Annotated in this window: 14 protein-coding genes and 1 pseudogene; 13 read left to right on the top strand and 2 right to left on the bottom strand. The window is 72.0% G+C overall.

What is annotated here, in order from left to right; translation table 11 throughout:
* Positions 1-46 precede the first annotated feature (46 nt).
* Positions 47-1,102 (top strand): aldo/keto reductase, encoded by a 1,056-nt coding sequence (locus GTY56_RS04585; RefSeq protein WP_161362719.1) that lies wholly within the window; start codon positions 47-49, stop codon positions 1,100-1,102.
* 54 nt (positions 1,103-1,156) lie between these two features.
* Here GTY56_RS04585 and GTY56_RS04580 read toward each other — a convergent pair whose 3' ends face one another.
* A complete protein-coding gene (locus GTY56_RS04580) occupies positions 1,157-1,471 on the bottom strand; it encodes a hypothetical protein (protein WP_033312582.1) in 315 nt (104 codons plus the stop codon).
* Positions 1,472-1,698: 227 nt separating this feature from the next.
* Here GTY56_RS04580 and GTY56_RS04575 point away from each other — a divergent pair, with 227 nt between their 5' ends.
* The 10 genes and pseudogenes from GTY56_RS04575 to GTY56_RS04540 all read left to right on the top strand — a co-directional run bounded on the left by GTY56_RS04575 (position 1,699) and on the right by GTY56_RS04540 (position 10,087).
* A complete protein-coding gene (locus GTY56_RS04575) occupies positions 1,699-2,058 on the top strand; it encodes an arsenate reductase family protein (protein ID WP_161362718.1) in 360 nt (119 codons plus the stop codon).
* A gap of 125 nt (positions 2,059-2,183) precedes the next feature.
* Positions 2,184-2,867 carry an SCO2207 family protein gene (locus tag GTY56_RS04570; protein WP_161362715.1) on the top strand — a complete coding sequence of 228 codons (684 nt, stop codon included), beginning with the start codon at positions 2,184-2,186 and terminating at the stop codon, positions 2,865-2,867.
* Positions 2,868-3,223: 356 nt separating this feature from the next.
* A complete protein-coding gene (gene glnII, locus GTY56_RS04565) occupies positions 3,224-4,255 on the top strand; it encodes a glutamine synthetase (RefSeq protein ID WP_161362714.1) in 1,032 nt (343 codons plus the stop codon).
* A gap of 169 nt (positions 4,256-4,424) precedes the next feature.
* Complete coding sequence (locus tag GTY56_RS41065; RefSeq protein ID WP_272923340.1) at positions 4,425-4,547, top strand: hypothetical protein; 123 nt, start codon at positions 4,425-4,427, stop codon at positions 4,545-4,547.
* Positions 4,548-4,665: 118 nt separating this feature from the next.
* Positions 4,666-5,247 (top strand): winged helix-turn-helix domain-containing protein, encoded by a 582-nt coding sequence (locus tag GTY56_RS04560; protein WP_161362711.1) that lies wholly within the window; start codon positions 4,666-4,668, stop codon positions 5,245-5,247.
* Between the two features lie 90 nt (positions 5,248-5,337).
* Positions 5,338-6,348, top strand: coding sequence for an NAD-dependent epimerase/dehydratase family protein (locus GTY56_RS04555; RefSeq protein WP_161362709.1), 1,011 nt, complete (start codon positions 5,338-5,340; stop codon positions 6,346-6,348).
* 89 nt (positions 6,349-6,437) lie between these two features.
* A pseudogene (locus tag GTY56_RS41505) lies at positions 6,438-6,984 on the top strand (sensor domain-containing protein); the annotation flags it as partial.
* Positions 6,970-7,698 carry a sensor histidine kinase gene (locus GTY56_RS41500; protein WP_524540078.1) on the top strand — a complete coding sequence of 243 codons (729 nt, stop codon included), beginning with the start codon at positions 6,970-6,972 and terminating at the stop codon, positions 7,696-7,698. The pseudogene GTY56_RS41505 and the gene GTY56_RS41500, both read left to right, overlap by 15 nt.
* Positions 7,689-8,342, top strand: coding sequence for a LuxR C-terminal-related transcriptional regulator (locus GTY56_RS04545; protein ID WP_161362707.1), 654 nt, complete (start codon positions 7,689-7,691; stop codon positions 8,340-8,342). Before GTY56_RS41500 ends, GTY56_RS04545 begins: the two co-directional genes overlap by 10 nt.
* Before the next feature lie 203 nt (positions 8,343-8,545).
* Entirely contained in the window at positions 8,546-10,087 is a 1,542-nt protein-coding gene (locus tag GTY56_RS04540; protein WP_161362705.1) for a DUF1996 domain-containing protein, read from the top strand.
* 78 nt (positions 10,088-10,165) lie between these two features.
* Here GTY56_RS04540 and GTY56_RS04535 read toward each other — a convergent pair whose 3' ends face one another.
* Complete coding sequence (locus GTY56_RS04535) at positions 10,166-10,624, bottom strand: hypothetical protein (protein ID WP_161362703.1); 459 nt, start codon at positions 10,622-10,624, stop codon at positions 10,166-10,168.
* A 160-nt stretch (positions 10,625-10,784) separates the two neighbouring features.
* Between GTY56_RS04535 and GTY56_RS04530 the strand changes: the two genes are divergently transcribed.
* Positions 10,785-11,312, top strand: a complete 528-nt coding sequence (locus GTY56_RS04530; protein WP_161362701.1) for a tetratricopeptide repeat protein — start codon at positions 10,785-10,787, stop codon at positions 11,310-11,312.
* Between the two features lie 48 nt (positions 11,313-11,360).
* A complete protein-coding gene (locus tag GTY56_RS04525; protein WP_161362698.1) occupies positions 11,361-13,283 on the top strand; it encodes a hypothetical protein in 1,923 nt (640 codons plus the stop codon).
* Positions 13,284-13,313 lie beyond the last annotated feature (30 nt).

Genomic DNA, 13,313 nt, shown 5'->3' with positions numbered 1-13,313 from the left:
GAACCAGAGACCCGTTAAGCAGGGTCGCTGTCGACAGGAGTCCGCGATGGAGTACAGACGACTGGGCGCGTCCGGCCTGATGGTCCCGGCGCTGAGCTTCGGAGCCGGCACGTTCGGCGGGCGGGGCCCGCTCTTCGGCGCCTGGGGCACGACCGACGCGCGGGAGGCGCGCCGCCTGGTGGACATCTGCCTGGACGCCGGGATCACGATGTTCGACACCGCCGACGTCTACTCCGGCGGCGCGTCCGAGGAGGTGCTCGGGGAGGCGATCAAGGGCCGCCGCGACCAGGTGATCGTCTCCACGAAGACGAGCCTGCCGATGGGCGACGGCCCCGGCGACGCGGGCTCCTCCCGCTCCCGGTTGATCCGCGCCTGCGAGGACGCCCTGCGCCGACTCGGCACGGACCACCTCGACCTCTTCCAGCTCCACGCCTTCGACGCCGGGACCCCGGTGGAGGAGGTGCTGGCCGCGCTCGACTCACTGGTCCAGGCGGGCAAGGTGCGCTACACCGGCGTCTCCAACTTCTCCGGCTGGCAGGTGATGAAGTCCCTCGCGGCCGCCGAGCGGCACGGCCGTCCCCGTTATGTGGCGCATCAGGTGTACTACTCCCTGATCGGCCGCGACTACGAGTGGGAGCTGATGCCGCTCGCCCTCGACCAGGGTCTCGGCGCGATCGTCTGGAGCCCGCTCGGCTGGGGGCGCCTCACCGGCAAGGTCCGCCGCGGCACACCGCTCCCGCCCGGCAGTCGCCTGCACCGCACCGCCGACCACGGCCCGCCCGTCTCCGACGAGCACCTCTACGCCGTGGTCGACGCCCTGGACGAGATCGCCGAGGAGACGGGCAGGGCGGTGCCGCAGATCGCCCTGAACTGGCTGCTTCAGCGGCCGACCGTGTCGTCCGTCCTCATCGGCGCCTGGGACGAGCGGCAGTTGCGGCAGAACCTCGGCGCCGTCGGCTGGAGCCTCACCCCCGGACAGGTGGCGAAGCTCGACGCGGCGAGCCACCGCCCGGCGCCGTACCCCCACTTCCCCTATGAGCGCCAGGAGGGCTTCGCCCGCCTGAACCCCCCGGTGATCCCCGCGCCCGGCCGGGCAGCATGAACGAGCGCCGGGCGCCCCGTCGTCCAGGGCACCCGGCGCTCGCAGCCGAGCGGGTCAGCGGGCGTAGCGCATGAACGCCCGCACCATGTGGCACGTCGTGTCCGACGGCGGGTGGACGCCGATCTGCTCCGCCGTGTCGCGGATCGTCTCGTTGCGGGCCTGGTTCGGCATGTAGACGCCCGAGTCGAGCAGGGCGATCGCCAGGCGCATCGCCTTGAGGCGGCGGTTGTGCGTCACGTACCACTGACGGGGCCGGCCCGGCGGCAGCGGCCGCTTCTCCACGGGCGCGTACGGCAGGTCGAGCAGGACGGGACGCTTCGCAGTGGACTGGGTGGGCAACGGCTTCGACTTCAGGGCGGCAGCGGGCACGGGCATCCTCCTGTCGCGTCGGGCGGCTCACCGAAGACGTCGGCATCCCCGGCGCCACCCTCGAACACTGCTTACAGTTTACCGCCCGGCACTGACAACGGGGAGTCCGCCGAGAGCGGCAAAACCCCAGGTGGATAAGGGAATTGGCGTTACGTCACGGCAGGTCCGCAAGGTGCGGGTGAGGCGCCAGAAATTCGAACAAGACGGTCGGCGCGTACCGTGTGCGCATGGAGATCTGGATCAACCCCGCGTGTTCGAAGTGCCGCAGCGCCCTGACGCTGCTCGACGCCGAGGGCGCCGACTACACCGTCCGCCGCTACCTGGAGGACGTGCCGAGCGAGGACGAGATCCGGGGCGTGCTCGACCGCCTCGGCCTCGAACCCTGGGACATCACCCGCACCCAGGAGGCCGACGCCAAGGAGCTCGGGCTCAAGGAGTGGCCGCGGGACGCCGGTTCACGCGGCCGCTGGATCACGGCACTCGCACAGCACCCGAAGCTGATCCAGCGCCCGATCATCACCGCGGACGACGGAACGGCCGTCGTCGGGCGCACCGACGAGGCCGTACGGGACGCCCTGTCGCGCTGACGCGCCGTCGGCTCCGGACCCGCATGTGGTGCAGGTCACTTGAGTGACTCCTGTAACCACTGAGTAACCTCGTTCGGTATCTCGTACATAGCGGCGTACGCTCCCCTACCTCTCAGGAGGCGCGCATGTCGCGCAGGAGAACTCTCGGCACGAAGAAGAAGATCGCGCTGCTGGTCAGCGCGGCGACGGTGGCGGGAGGCGGGGCCTTCGTCATGGCGAGCACGTCGAACGCCGCGCCGACCCCCAAGTCGGCGTCGGAGTCGACGGTCTGCCTGGGTCTCGCCACCGCCCTCGGCAACAACCAGAAGTTCATCGCGGACCAGCGGGCCAACCCGGACGCCCAGTCCGAGGCGCGGATCGCCAACCGCGAGGCGGTCGTCGCGGAGATCAAGCGGAAGCAGGAGGCGTCGGGATGCGCCGTCGGGGAGTCGGCTCAGGACTCCCAGACCGCGCAGCCGTCGCAGCCCGCCCAGCCGGCCCAGCCGCCCGCGGCCTCGGCCCAGCCGTCGCAACCCGCCGCGTCCGCCCCCGGGGGAGACACCGGCGGCGGTGCCGCCTCCGGGCAGCAGGTGTGCAACGGCTCCACGGTCACGCTCTCCGGCGAGGGCGGTGCGCCTGCCGCGTCCAGCAACCAGTTCCCGGCCGGCACGAAGCTGAAGGTCACCAACCTGGACAACAACAAGTCCACGACGGTGGAGGTCACTTCGGTGTCCGGCAGCTGTGCGCTGCTCAACAACGCGGCCTTCGAACAGGTCCGTGAGCCCGGCAAGTTCCTGATCCGCCGGGCCCTGATCGAGAAGGTGGGGTGACGCCGTACGACCCAGTGAAGCGATGAGGCGGCGGCCACCCCCTCGGCCGCCCACCTCGTACGTGTCACCGGTCCTGCCGCCCCCGGCCAGGGGCGGCAGGACCGGCGCGTGCGGGCCCGCGCGGCGCCGGTCACCGGCTTGACGGAGGGAAGCCGGTGAAGGGCGCCGCGCAGCGCAGCGCGGCCTCTCGGCGTGAGGTGCGGCACAGCATCACCCGGTAACACGGGGTTCACATGCGAGCAATGGCCGGGAAATCGCCTGTTGCCAGGCTGCCGGGCAGCAGACGCGGCGCCCCAGTGCCGCAGCGCCGCAAAGCACCCGCGATACGCGCCCGGACACACCCGAGGATGAGGCCCGTGACCTTCAAGGCTGAGTACATCTGGATCGACGGCACCGAGCCGACGGCCAAGCTGCGTTCCAAGACCAAGATCATTGCGGGCTCCCCCGCCGGTCTGGACGCGCTGCCGATCTGGGGCTTCGACGGGTCCTCCACCAACCAGGCCGAGGGCCACTCCTCGGACTGCGTCCTCAAGCCGGTCTTCTCCTGCCCGGACCCGATCCGCGGTGGCGACGACATCCTGGTGCTGTGCGAGGTCCTGAACATCGACCTCACCCCGCACGCCAGCAACACCCGCGCGGCGCTGACCGAGGTCGCGGAGAAGTTCGCCGCGCAGGAGCCGATCTTCGGCATCGAGCAGGAGTACACGTTCTTCAAGGACGGCTACCCGCTCGGCTTCCCCAAGGGCGGCTTCCCGGCCCCGCAGGGCGGCTACTACTGCGGTGTCGGCGCGGACGAGATCTTCGGCCGTGACGTGGTCGAGGCGCACCTGGACAACTGCCTGAAGGCCGGTCTCGCCATCTCCGGCATCAACGCCGAGGTCATGCCCGGCCAGTGGGAGTTCCAGGTCGGTCCGGTCTCCCCGCTGGAGGTCTCCGACCACCTGTGGGTGGCCCGCTGGCTGCTCTACCGCACCGCCGAGGACTTCGACATCGCCGCCACCCTCGACCCCAAGCCGGTCAAGGGCGACTGGAACGGCGCCGGCGCTCACACCAACTTCTCCACCAAGGCGATGCGCGAGAGCTACGACGCGATCATCACCGCGGCCGAGTCGCTCGGTGAGGGCTCCAAGCCGCTCGACCACGTCAAGAACTACGGCGCCGGCATCGACGACCGCCTCACCGGCCTGCACGAGACCGCCCCGTGGGACAAGTACTCCTACGGCGTCTCCGACCGCGGCGCGTCGGTCCGCATCCCGTGGCAGGTCGAGAAGGACGGCAAGGGCTACATCGAGGACCGCCGTCCGAACGCCAACGTCGACCCGTACGTGGTGACGCGGCTGCTCGTCGACACCTGCTGCTCGGCGCTGGAGAAGGCCGGCCAGGTCTGACCTGTCCCGCAGGCTCCCCGAGGCGCTCACCGTCCGCGGTGGGCGCCTCGGTTCGTCTGCCGCGGCGTCGTGGCTCGTCGCGCGGTTCCCCGCGCCCCCGACGGGGCGCGGTTGTCCAAGCAGTGAGAGGAGGGTCCCCGTGCGGGACCAGCTCTGCTTCAATGGAGGCATGGCCAGCCACCAGAAGTGCACCGCGACGGGTCGTCACGACCTGGAGCCCTTCTGGCCGTCCCGTCAGCACGACGACTTCGACCGGGTGTGTTGCCGCGCGATGAACGCGCCGGCCCTCTAAAGCCGTACACCCCGGCCTTCGGCCAGCGCGAACCGCGTACGTCCCTCGGCGAGCCCGACCACGAATCGCGGCCGTCGACCTCCCCGACGAACTCCTCGCGCGAAAGAGCTGACCTCTCATGGCGACCACTCGTTCCCTGACCCCCGCCGCCCCCTTCACCGCCCCCGCGCCGCACGGCCCCCGGCACCGGCTGCGTGCCGTCGACCGGGACGAGGTGGTGACGGTCGCGGACCTGCTGCCGGGTGCCACCTGGCTGCCCGCGCCGCCGCACACCCTGCCCACGCTGCCGGGGCAGCCGCCGATGGTCGGCTACCTGGTGCTCGTCCCGGCCGACCAGCAGCCGCCGTTCCCGGTGGCGGTGCCCGCCCTGCCGCAGGACGCCGGACCGGAGCCCGCCGCCGGGCCGGGCGGCGAGCCGCTGATCCGCGTCGACACCGTGCAGCGCACCGCCCAGGTGGCCGGGCGGCCCCTCGACCTCACGTATCTGGAGTTCGAGCTGCTGGCGCACCTGGTGGCGCACCCGGGCCGGGTGCACACCCGCGACCAGCTGGTCGGCACGGTGTGGGGCTACGGGCACGTGGGGGACGGCCGCACGGTCGACGTCCACGTCGCCCGTCTGCGCCGCAAGCTGGGCGCGGAGCACCGCGACACGATCCGGACGGTGCGCCGCGTCGGCTACACGTACGTGCCGCCGAAGTGACACTGACGCCCCTGGGCGAGCGGAGTTGCTCCGTCTGCTGACAGCAGATCCCGGTTCCGCCCCCTCGCCCCACCGGGCAGAGTCACCGGCATGAGGCTTCTGCTGCTGGGTGGTACGGAGTTCGTGGGGCGGGCCGTCGTGGAGGCGGCGCTGGGGCGGGGCTGGGACGTGACAGTCTTCCACCGGGGGCGGCACGAGGCCCCGCCGGGCGCGCGGTCGCTGCTCGGTGACCGCACCGCCCCCGGTGGGCTGTCCGCCCTGGCCGACGACCCGGGCGAGTGGGACGCCGTCGTCGACACCTGGTCGGCGGCGCCGAGCGCGGTGCGGGACACGGCGCGGCTGCTGCGGGGCCGCGCCGGCCGGTACGTGTACGTGTCGAGCTGTTCGGTGTACGCGTGGGCCCCGCCCGCCGGGTACGGCGAGGACGCGCCTGTGGTGGAGGGGGCGTCGGCCGACGCGGAGCAGACCGCGTACCCGCAGGACAAGCGGGGTGGTGAACTGGCGGTGGTGGACGCCTTCGGCGCGGACCGGTCGGTGCTCGTACGATCCGGGCTGATCCTCGGCCCGTACGAGAACATCGGCCGGCTGCCCTGGTGGCTGGGCCGCACGGCGCGCGGCGGCCCGGTGCTGGCGCCCGGCCCGCGTGAACTGCCCCTCCAGTATGTGGACGTCCGCGACCTCGCCGGGTGGATCCTGCACGCGGCCGAGCAGGATCTGAGCGGGCCGTACAACCTGGTCAGTCCGCAGGGCCACGCCACCATGGGCTCGTTGCTCGACGCCTGCGCGCGAGTCACCGGCGGCACCGCCGAGCTCCGCTGGACCGAACCCGGGGTGATCCTGGAGGCGGGCATCGAGCCGTGGACCGAGCTGCCGGTGTGGGTGCCGCCGGGCAGCGACCTGCACGACGCCCTGCACAGCGCGGACGTCTCCCGGGCGGTCGGGGCCGGGCTGGTCTGCCGGCCCGTCGAGGAGACCGTGGCGGACACCTGGCGGTGGCTCCAGGACGTCGGGGGCGTGGCGCCCCAGCGCCCGGACCGGCCGCGCTCGGGGCTCGATCCGGAGGTGGAGGCGAAGGTGCTCGCGTCCGGCACCGGTGCCTGAACAACCCGACGAGGGTGTACGTAGCACCACCCCCCGGCCGGGTGTCCCGGCCCCGTGACCCGGCACGCGCGCTCGACGAGACTGACGTCATGACCATGGACACGACGAACGGCAACGGGCGGACGACAGGGCGGGGCATCGGGCTCGCCGCGGTGCGGGGGCTGGCGCTGGCCCTGATCTCCCTGCCGGGGGCGGTGCTGTGCTTCTGCCTGTCCCTGGTTTCGATCGCGCTCATCCCGATCGGGGTCGGAATCGTCACCACGCCCTACGTGCTGACGGGGGTGCGGGCGTTCGCCGACTGGCGGCGGGTGCTCGCGGCTCAGTGGGGCGGGGTGCGGATCCCGTCGGCGTACCGGCCGTTGCCGGAGGACGCCAACCCCCTCGTCGCGCACCTTCGGGATGCTGCGCGACCCGGCGACCTGGCGGGACCTGCGGTGGCTGCCGGTCGACATGACCGCCGGGTTCTTCACGGCGCTGCTGCCTGCGGTTCTGCTCCTGTATCCGCTGGAGGGGTTCGCGCTCGCGATCGGCCTGTGGCGGGTCTTCCCCGACGGGTACTGGTACGGGTTCCTGCCGGTCACCGGGCAGGCGTCCGCGTTCGGTGCGGCGGCCCTGGGCCTGGTGCTGCTGTTCCTCGCGCACTTCCTCACTCCGCGCCTGCTGGGCGTCCACTTCCGGCTCACCCGGGCCGTGCTCGGTGGCAGCCAGCGGGAACTGGCCGAGCGGGTACGGGTCCTGACCGAGACCCGGCGGGACGCGGTCGACACCTCCGCGGCCGAACTGCGGCGCATCGAGCGGGACCTGCACGACGGGGCCCAGGCCCGGCTGGTCGCGGTCGGCATGGACCTGGGCACCATCGAGGCGCTCCTCGACAAGGACCCGGCCCAGGCCAAGGAGTTGATCGCGCAGACGCGGAAGTCCTCGGTGGAGGCGCTGGCCGAGCTGCGCGAGCTGGTGCGCGGCATCCATCCGCCGGTCCTCGCCGAGCGGGGCCTGGGCGACGCGGTACGGGCCCTGGCGCTGCGGCTGCCGGTGGCCACCGAGGTGAGCGTGGACCTGCCCGGGCGGGCTCAGGCGCCGGTGGAGTCGGCCGCGTACTTCGCCGTGAGTGAGGTCCTCACCAACGCCGTGAAGCACTCGGGCGCCGACCGGATCTGGATCGACCTGCACCGGGCGGACGGCATGCTGCGGGCGACCGTCACCGACAACGGCAAGGGCGGCGCGGTGATCGGGGCCGGTTCGGGACTGGCCGGGGTCGAGCGGCGACTGGGTACATTCGACGGCGTCCTGGCCGTCAGCAGTCCCGCGGGCGGCCCCACCATGGTCACCATGGAGATCCCTTGCGCGTAGTCCTGGCCGAAGACCTCTTCCTGCTGCGGGACGGACTCGTCCGGCTGCTCCAGGCGCACGGCTTCGAGATCGCGGCGGCCGTCGAGTCCGGGCCCGAACTGGCCGCCGCGCTGACCGAACTGGACCCGGACGTCGCCGTCGTCGACGTACGCCTGCCGCCCACGCACACCGACGAGGGCTTGCAGTGCGCGCTGGACGCCCGCCGGCGGCGGCCCGGACTGCCGGTGCTGGTGCTCTCCCAGCACGTGGAGCAGCTGTACGCGCGTGAGCTGCTCGCCGACGGCAGCGGCGGGGTCGGCTACCTGCTGAAGGACCGGGTGTTCGACGCCGAGCAGTTCGTCGACGCCGTGCGGCGGGTCGCCGCCGGGGGCACGGCGATGGACCCGCAGGTCATCCAGCAGCTGCTGGCTCGCCGTTCGGGCGACGACCGGCCGCTGGCGCGGCTGACGCCCCGGGAGCGGGAGGTGCTGGAGCTGATGGCGCAGGGCCGGTCCAACGCGGCCATCGCCGGGAAGCTGGTCGTGACGGAACGGGCGATCGCCAAGCACACCGCCAACATCTTCGCCAAACTGGGCCTTGAGGTCTCGGACGACGACAACCGGCGCGTGCTGGCGGTTCTCGCGTATCTCGACCACGGCCGATGAAACCGGACGGGCCGCCTCACCCACCGTGGACGATCCACAACTCCCGGTGCCGAAGGGGCTGTTGAGAACACAGTGTCCTCACGAATCTCGCATCAATTTCCGAGACCTCTGAACACCCCTGGGACGCCCTCCGTATGGAAGGGAGCCGCTTCACTCCTGTCGGGCGCCTCGATGCCCCCGAAAAAGGAAGTCAGAGGAGTTCCATGGGACGCAACACAAGAAAACGCCGTACGCCGCTGGCCACCAAGGCCATTGCCGCATCGGCGGCCCTAGCGCTCGGTGGGGGCGGGCTGATCTGGGCAAACTTCTACGCCTCGGCGCACGAGGAGAACTCGGCGAACCAGACGAAGTCCGCGGGCGCACAGATCGCCACGATCCAGTGCCCGGACGTCGGACAGAAGCTGACCGATGTGCCGGACGGTGCTCGCCAGGGGGTGGACAAGGAGCTGGCCAACCTCGACAAGCAGATCAGCGAGGCCTACACCCGGCTCGCCTCCACGCGTCAGGCCCAGGCCGGTGACGCGGGCTTCGTCGACAACGCCATCCTGGGCCCGCTGAAGTCGAAGCGCGTCGCGGTCATCGACCGGATCGGCATCAACATCCGGCGGGTGGGCGGACAGGCCCCGGGCAACCTCGAGCAGCTGGCCGCCTGCAAGGGCATGGCCGCCGAGGCCGACACCAACGACGGCCAGGCCGGCGGTGGCCAGAACAACGACGGCCAGAACAACGACGGCCAGGACCAGGGCGGTCAGGACCAGGGTCAGGACAACGGCGGCCAGGACAACGGGCAGGACCAGGGCGGCAACGGCGGCCAGGCCGCCAACGGCCCCGTGGCGGACGACTTCATCAACATCCAGGACGTCCAGCCCAACTCCCGCAACCTGCCGAACGGCCTCGCCGCGAACGGCGACGGCGGTTCCACGGGCACGTTCACCACGAACTGCGGCACCAACGAGAACGAGAACCGCAACTCGGACAACGTGATCGTGGCGCCGGGTGTCTCCAACGGCGCGCAGCACCAGCACGACTACGTCGGCAACCAGAGCAACAACGCCTTCGCGAGCGACGAGGACCTGGCGAACGCCCAGACCACCTGCCAGAACCAGGGCGACAAGTCCTCGTACTTCTGGCCGGTCCTGCGGATCCAGGACGGTTCGGACGACATCGACGCCGGTCAGCCCGGCGGTGGCCAGGACGGCAACGTCGGCAAGATCGTCGAGCCCGCCGAGGCGCAGCTGAAGTTCGTCGGCAACCGCACCAGCGACGTCGTGGCGATGCCGAAGGCCCTGCGCATCATCACCGGTGACGCCAAGTCCTTCACCAACGGCCTGAACAACGCCAACACCTCCTGGAGCTGCACCGGCTTCGAGGACCGCCAGGTCACGGACAAGTACCCGCTCTGCCCCGAGGGCAGCTCCGTGGTCCGGACGTCCAACTTCCAGAGCTGCTGGGACGGCCAGAACATCGACAGCGCCAACCACCGCACCCACGTGGACTTCGTGGAGGCGGACGGCAGCTGCTCGAACGGCTTCAAGGCCATCCCCCAGCTCCAGGTCCGCCTGGTCTACGACGTACAGGCGCCGCAGATCGACAACGGGCAGGTGCAGAACGCCTTCGCGGTCGACTCCTTCCCGGAGCAGCTGCACAAGGCGATCACCGACCACAACGACTTCATCAACTTCTTCGACGAGAACGTGATGAACGAGATGGTCCAGTGCATCAACAACGGCGAGGACTGCCAGTAGTCCTGGTCCGGACGACAGCCGAAAGCCGGCGGTGGGAATTCCCACCGCCGGCTTTCGGCTGTTCCGGTCCCGGGGCGATCAGCCGTGATGGCTGCTGCTGCCGCTGCCGTGACCGCCGCCCTTGTTGTGGCTGCCGCCGGGGTTCATGTGCTCGGAACCCTCCTCCATCGTGCCGCCGAGGGTGCCCTGGAGCGCGGTGACCGTCTTCTGCTGGCCGACGGCGACCCACTTGCGGCCGACGAGGTAGTAGCCGCCGTAGTCCTTGGCGCTGTTGAGCCACTCGCGCTGGCCGCGGTCGGTGGCGAAGGTGGCGAGGACGTACTTGTCCTTGCCCTTCTTGCACAGGGCCTGGCGGATGGTGTCCGCGTCCGTCTGCATGTCCGGCTCGCAGTCGGCCTCGGCCGCGATGTGCTCCAGGCTGCCGCTCACCTCCTTCACAACGGCCGCCTCGTCCTTGCCGCCGGATCCGCCGCAGCCGGTCAGCGCCAGTATCGCCACCGCGCCGCTCAGCGCGAGCATCGGTCGGGTCACCCTCATCTGTTCCTCCGGTCCTTGTCGGCACGGTCCTGCCACGGCACGATCCGGACGCATGCCGCACGGAGCCCCGGCAAGAGGCTCTCGCCTTCGATACGGCTGCGGCTCCGGACATGCTCAAATTCCGCTGCCCCGCTGTGCACTCCTGTGCGAGGGTGTCCCGGTGGATCAGGACTGGGAAGACCGTGTGGCCGCCCTCTGGGACCGTTCCGGCGACTACGCCGAGACGGAGGAGGACGAGGCCCGCTTCCGCGCCGACGTCGACGCCCTCGTCGCCGAGCTGCCCGAAGGCAGTCCGCACGCCCCGTTCGAGCAGGCCTGCGCCTGGGACTCCACGGGCCGCTCCGACAAGGCGGTCCCCCTCTACCAGGAGGCGCTGCGGCTCGGCCTCGCCGACGTGAGCCCCTACAAGGCCCGCCGGACGAAGATCCAGCTGGCCAGCTCCCTGCGGAACATCGGCCGGGCCGAGGAGGGCGTCGCCCTGCTGACGCCCGAACTGGTCGCGCCCTCCGACGAGCTGGACGACGCCGTACGCGCCTGTCTCGCCCTGTGCCTGTCGAGTCTCGGCCGCGACCGGGAGGCCCTGGCGCTGGCGCTGGGTGCCCTGGCACCGCATCTGCCGCGCTACCAGCGGTCCATGGCGAACTACGCCCGGCTGCTCGTGGAACCCGGGCAGCACCCGGGGGCGTGACACTCCGCCTCCAGGTGACCATCCCCCGATTCGCTCGTTCTGCTGAACGTGCAGTCACAGGATGTCGCCCCGCGCCCCGCACCCCCCACCCCCACCGGTCTGCTCGTGGACGTCGAGCAGGCCGAGGCCGCGCTCGTCGAGCACTACCCGAGGCTCGTCCGGCTGGCCTACCTGGTGCTGCCGCCCCGGCTGGGCCGCAGCCGCCGCGTCCTGACCGCACACGCCCTCACCCAGCGGGCCCTCCCCCGCAACCGCACACCGGCCCCCGTTATCCCCACCCAGTCCACCGGCCGGGACGGTGACCCCGGCTACGCCCTGGTCCGTCTTCAGGTGCTGCGCTCGGCGCTGGAGGCGGGGCTGCCGCTGACGGCGAAGGCGTGGCCCAAGCGGGCCCAGCTGCCGCCGCTGCTGCCGCACGTGTGGGGCCTGAAGCTGTTCCCGCGCTCCGGCGGCGCCGACGAACTCGCCCTGGATCAGCGGCTGTCCACCCTGTCGGGACCGGCCCGGGCCGTCTACGCGCTGCGCGGTCTGGAGCGGCTCACGGACGAGGGGGTGGGCAAGGTCCTCGCCGCGGTGGGCGTCGCCGACCCGGAGGGCGCGGTGCTGGAGGCCGGCGGGATCCCCGCCCAGTACGGGCTGCTCGACTCCCCCGAGTTCGACCCGTGCTCGCTCCAGGCCCGCCCCACCGACCTGATGCGCCGCCGCCAGCACCTGAAGGCCGCGCTGGCCGCCGGTGCCGCCCTGCTGGTGTGCGGGGCGCTGCTCGGGCTGCCCGGTGAGGGCTGGGGCCCCGAGGGCGCCGCGGCACCGCCGTACGCGCGCAACCCGGCCGCGCAGGCCGCCCTGGACCCCTCGAAGCTGACCCGGATGCCCCCGGAGGCCTGGCGCAGCTCGGCGCGCACCGACTTCTCCGTGTGGCCGGCCCGCGGCGACCTGACCGGCGACAAGGCCCTGCTCAGGCGCGCCCTGGCCGTGTGGGCCCGCCCGGGCGGGACGGTCCAGGTGTCGGTGACCCCCGGCACCCTCTCCGGCGGCCCGGCCGGACCGCCCCAGCTGCTGTACGCGGGGACGGTCGACGCGGCGCGCGTGGTGATCCTCTACGACGGTCTGCGCATCGCCCGGTACGCCGAGCCGAAGGACGGCACGCAGGGCGCCGCCCTCGACTTCGCCCGGGTGGACGGGGCCGGCCGGGCCGAGGCGGGCGCGGTGGTCCTGGGCCGCTCCGACGGCAACGTCCGTTATCTGACGGCCCCTTGGGTGAAGAAGGCCGGCGAGCGGGACCTGATGAAGCCGGGCTCCGGCGCGATGGACCTCACGCTCACCGACGGTGTGACCACGCCCCTGGCCAGCCCGGCCCTGCGGTCCGGCCCCTGCACCTCGTGGAACGTGCTGCAAGTGACGGACGGCGCCAGGACGCGGCTGCTGACCGACCTCGGCGAACTCGTTCCGGCGCGGCTCACCACCGGACGGCCGGGTTCCCCGCGTGAGGTGTCCGGCGCCGCGGCGCTGCGCACCTGGCAGCCGTTCGCCTGCTCGCTGGGCACGGTGCGCTCGGCGGGGGTGCGGAGCGTCAACGCCTGGGCGTTCAACGAGCAGCCGCTGCCCGACGCGAGCGGCTCGGCGGCCTGGGTGTGCACGCGGGCCGAGACCTGGCGGGGCGGCGGGGCACGGGTGCTGGCGCAGTTCCACACGCCGGGCGGGGCGTACGGGGCGGCGGCGGCGAAGGCCGAGAACGTCCCGGCGTGCGGGGAGCGTGACCCGCACGTGCTGGCGGGGGTGCTGTGGAAGTCGAAGGCCGGCGACTGGTACCTGCTGGCCGCGGGAGGCCGGGAGACCGCGTCGATCCGGGCGACGGGTGGCGTGAACGGAGTACAGCAGGGCAGTCTGCTGACCGTGCCGGCCGAGCAGGGAGCGCAGGCTCAGCTCAAGGGCACCCTGAAGGACGGGCGTTCGCTGCGCGGACTGCGCTGACACGGGCGGTTTCCGGGCCCGTGGGGTGCG

This window comes from Streptomyces sp. SID5643 (assembly GCF_009872555.1).
Classification (GTDB): Bacteria; Actinomycetota; Actinomycetes; order Streptomycetales; family Streptomycetaceae; genus Streptomyces; species Streptomyces iakyrus.
This window is presented reverse-complemented; position numbering and strand designations above follow the sequence as displayed.

What these genes read in the sequence shown, in the direction of transcription:
- GTY56_RS04575 (WP_161362718.1), top strand. Translation starts at nt 1,699, where the DNA reads ATGGAGATCTGGATCAACCCCGCGTGTTCGAAGTGCCGCAGCGCCCTG.
- GTY56_RS04535 (WP_161362703.1), bottom strand. Translation starts at nt 10,624, where the DNA reads ATGAGGGTGACCCGACCGATGCTCGCGCTGAGCGGCGCGGTGGCGATA.
- GTY56_RS04540 (WP_161362705.1), top strand. Translation starts at nt 8,546, where the DNA reads ATGGGACGCAACACAAGAAAACGCCGTACGCCGCTGGCCACCAAGGCC.
- GTY56_RS41065 (WP_272923340.1), top strand. Translation starts at nt 4,425, where the DNA reads ATGGCCAGCCACCAGAAGTGCACCGCGACGGGTCGTCACGACCTGGAG.
- GTY56_RS04560 (WP_161362711.1), top strand. Translation starts at nt 4,666, where the DNA reads ATGGCGACCACTCGTTCCCTGACCCCCGCCGCCCCCTTCACCGCCCCC.
- GTY56_RS04570 (WP_161362715.1), top strand. Translation starts at nt 2,184, where the DNA reads ATGTCGCGCAGGAGAACTCTCGGCACGAAGAAGAAGATCGCGCTGCTG.
- GTY56_RS04555 (WP_161362709.1), top strand. Translation starts at nt 5,338, where the DNA reads ATGAGGCTTCTGCTGCTGGGTGGTACGGAGTTCGTGGGGCGGGCCGTC.
- GTY56_RS04585 (WP_161362719.1), top strand. Translation starts at nt 47, where the DNA reads ATGGAGTACAGACGACTGGGCGCGTCCGGCCTGATGGTCCCGGCGCTG.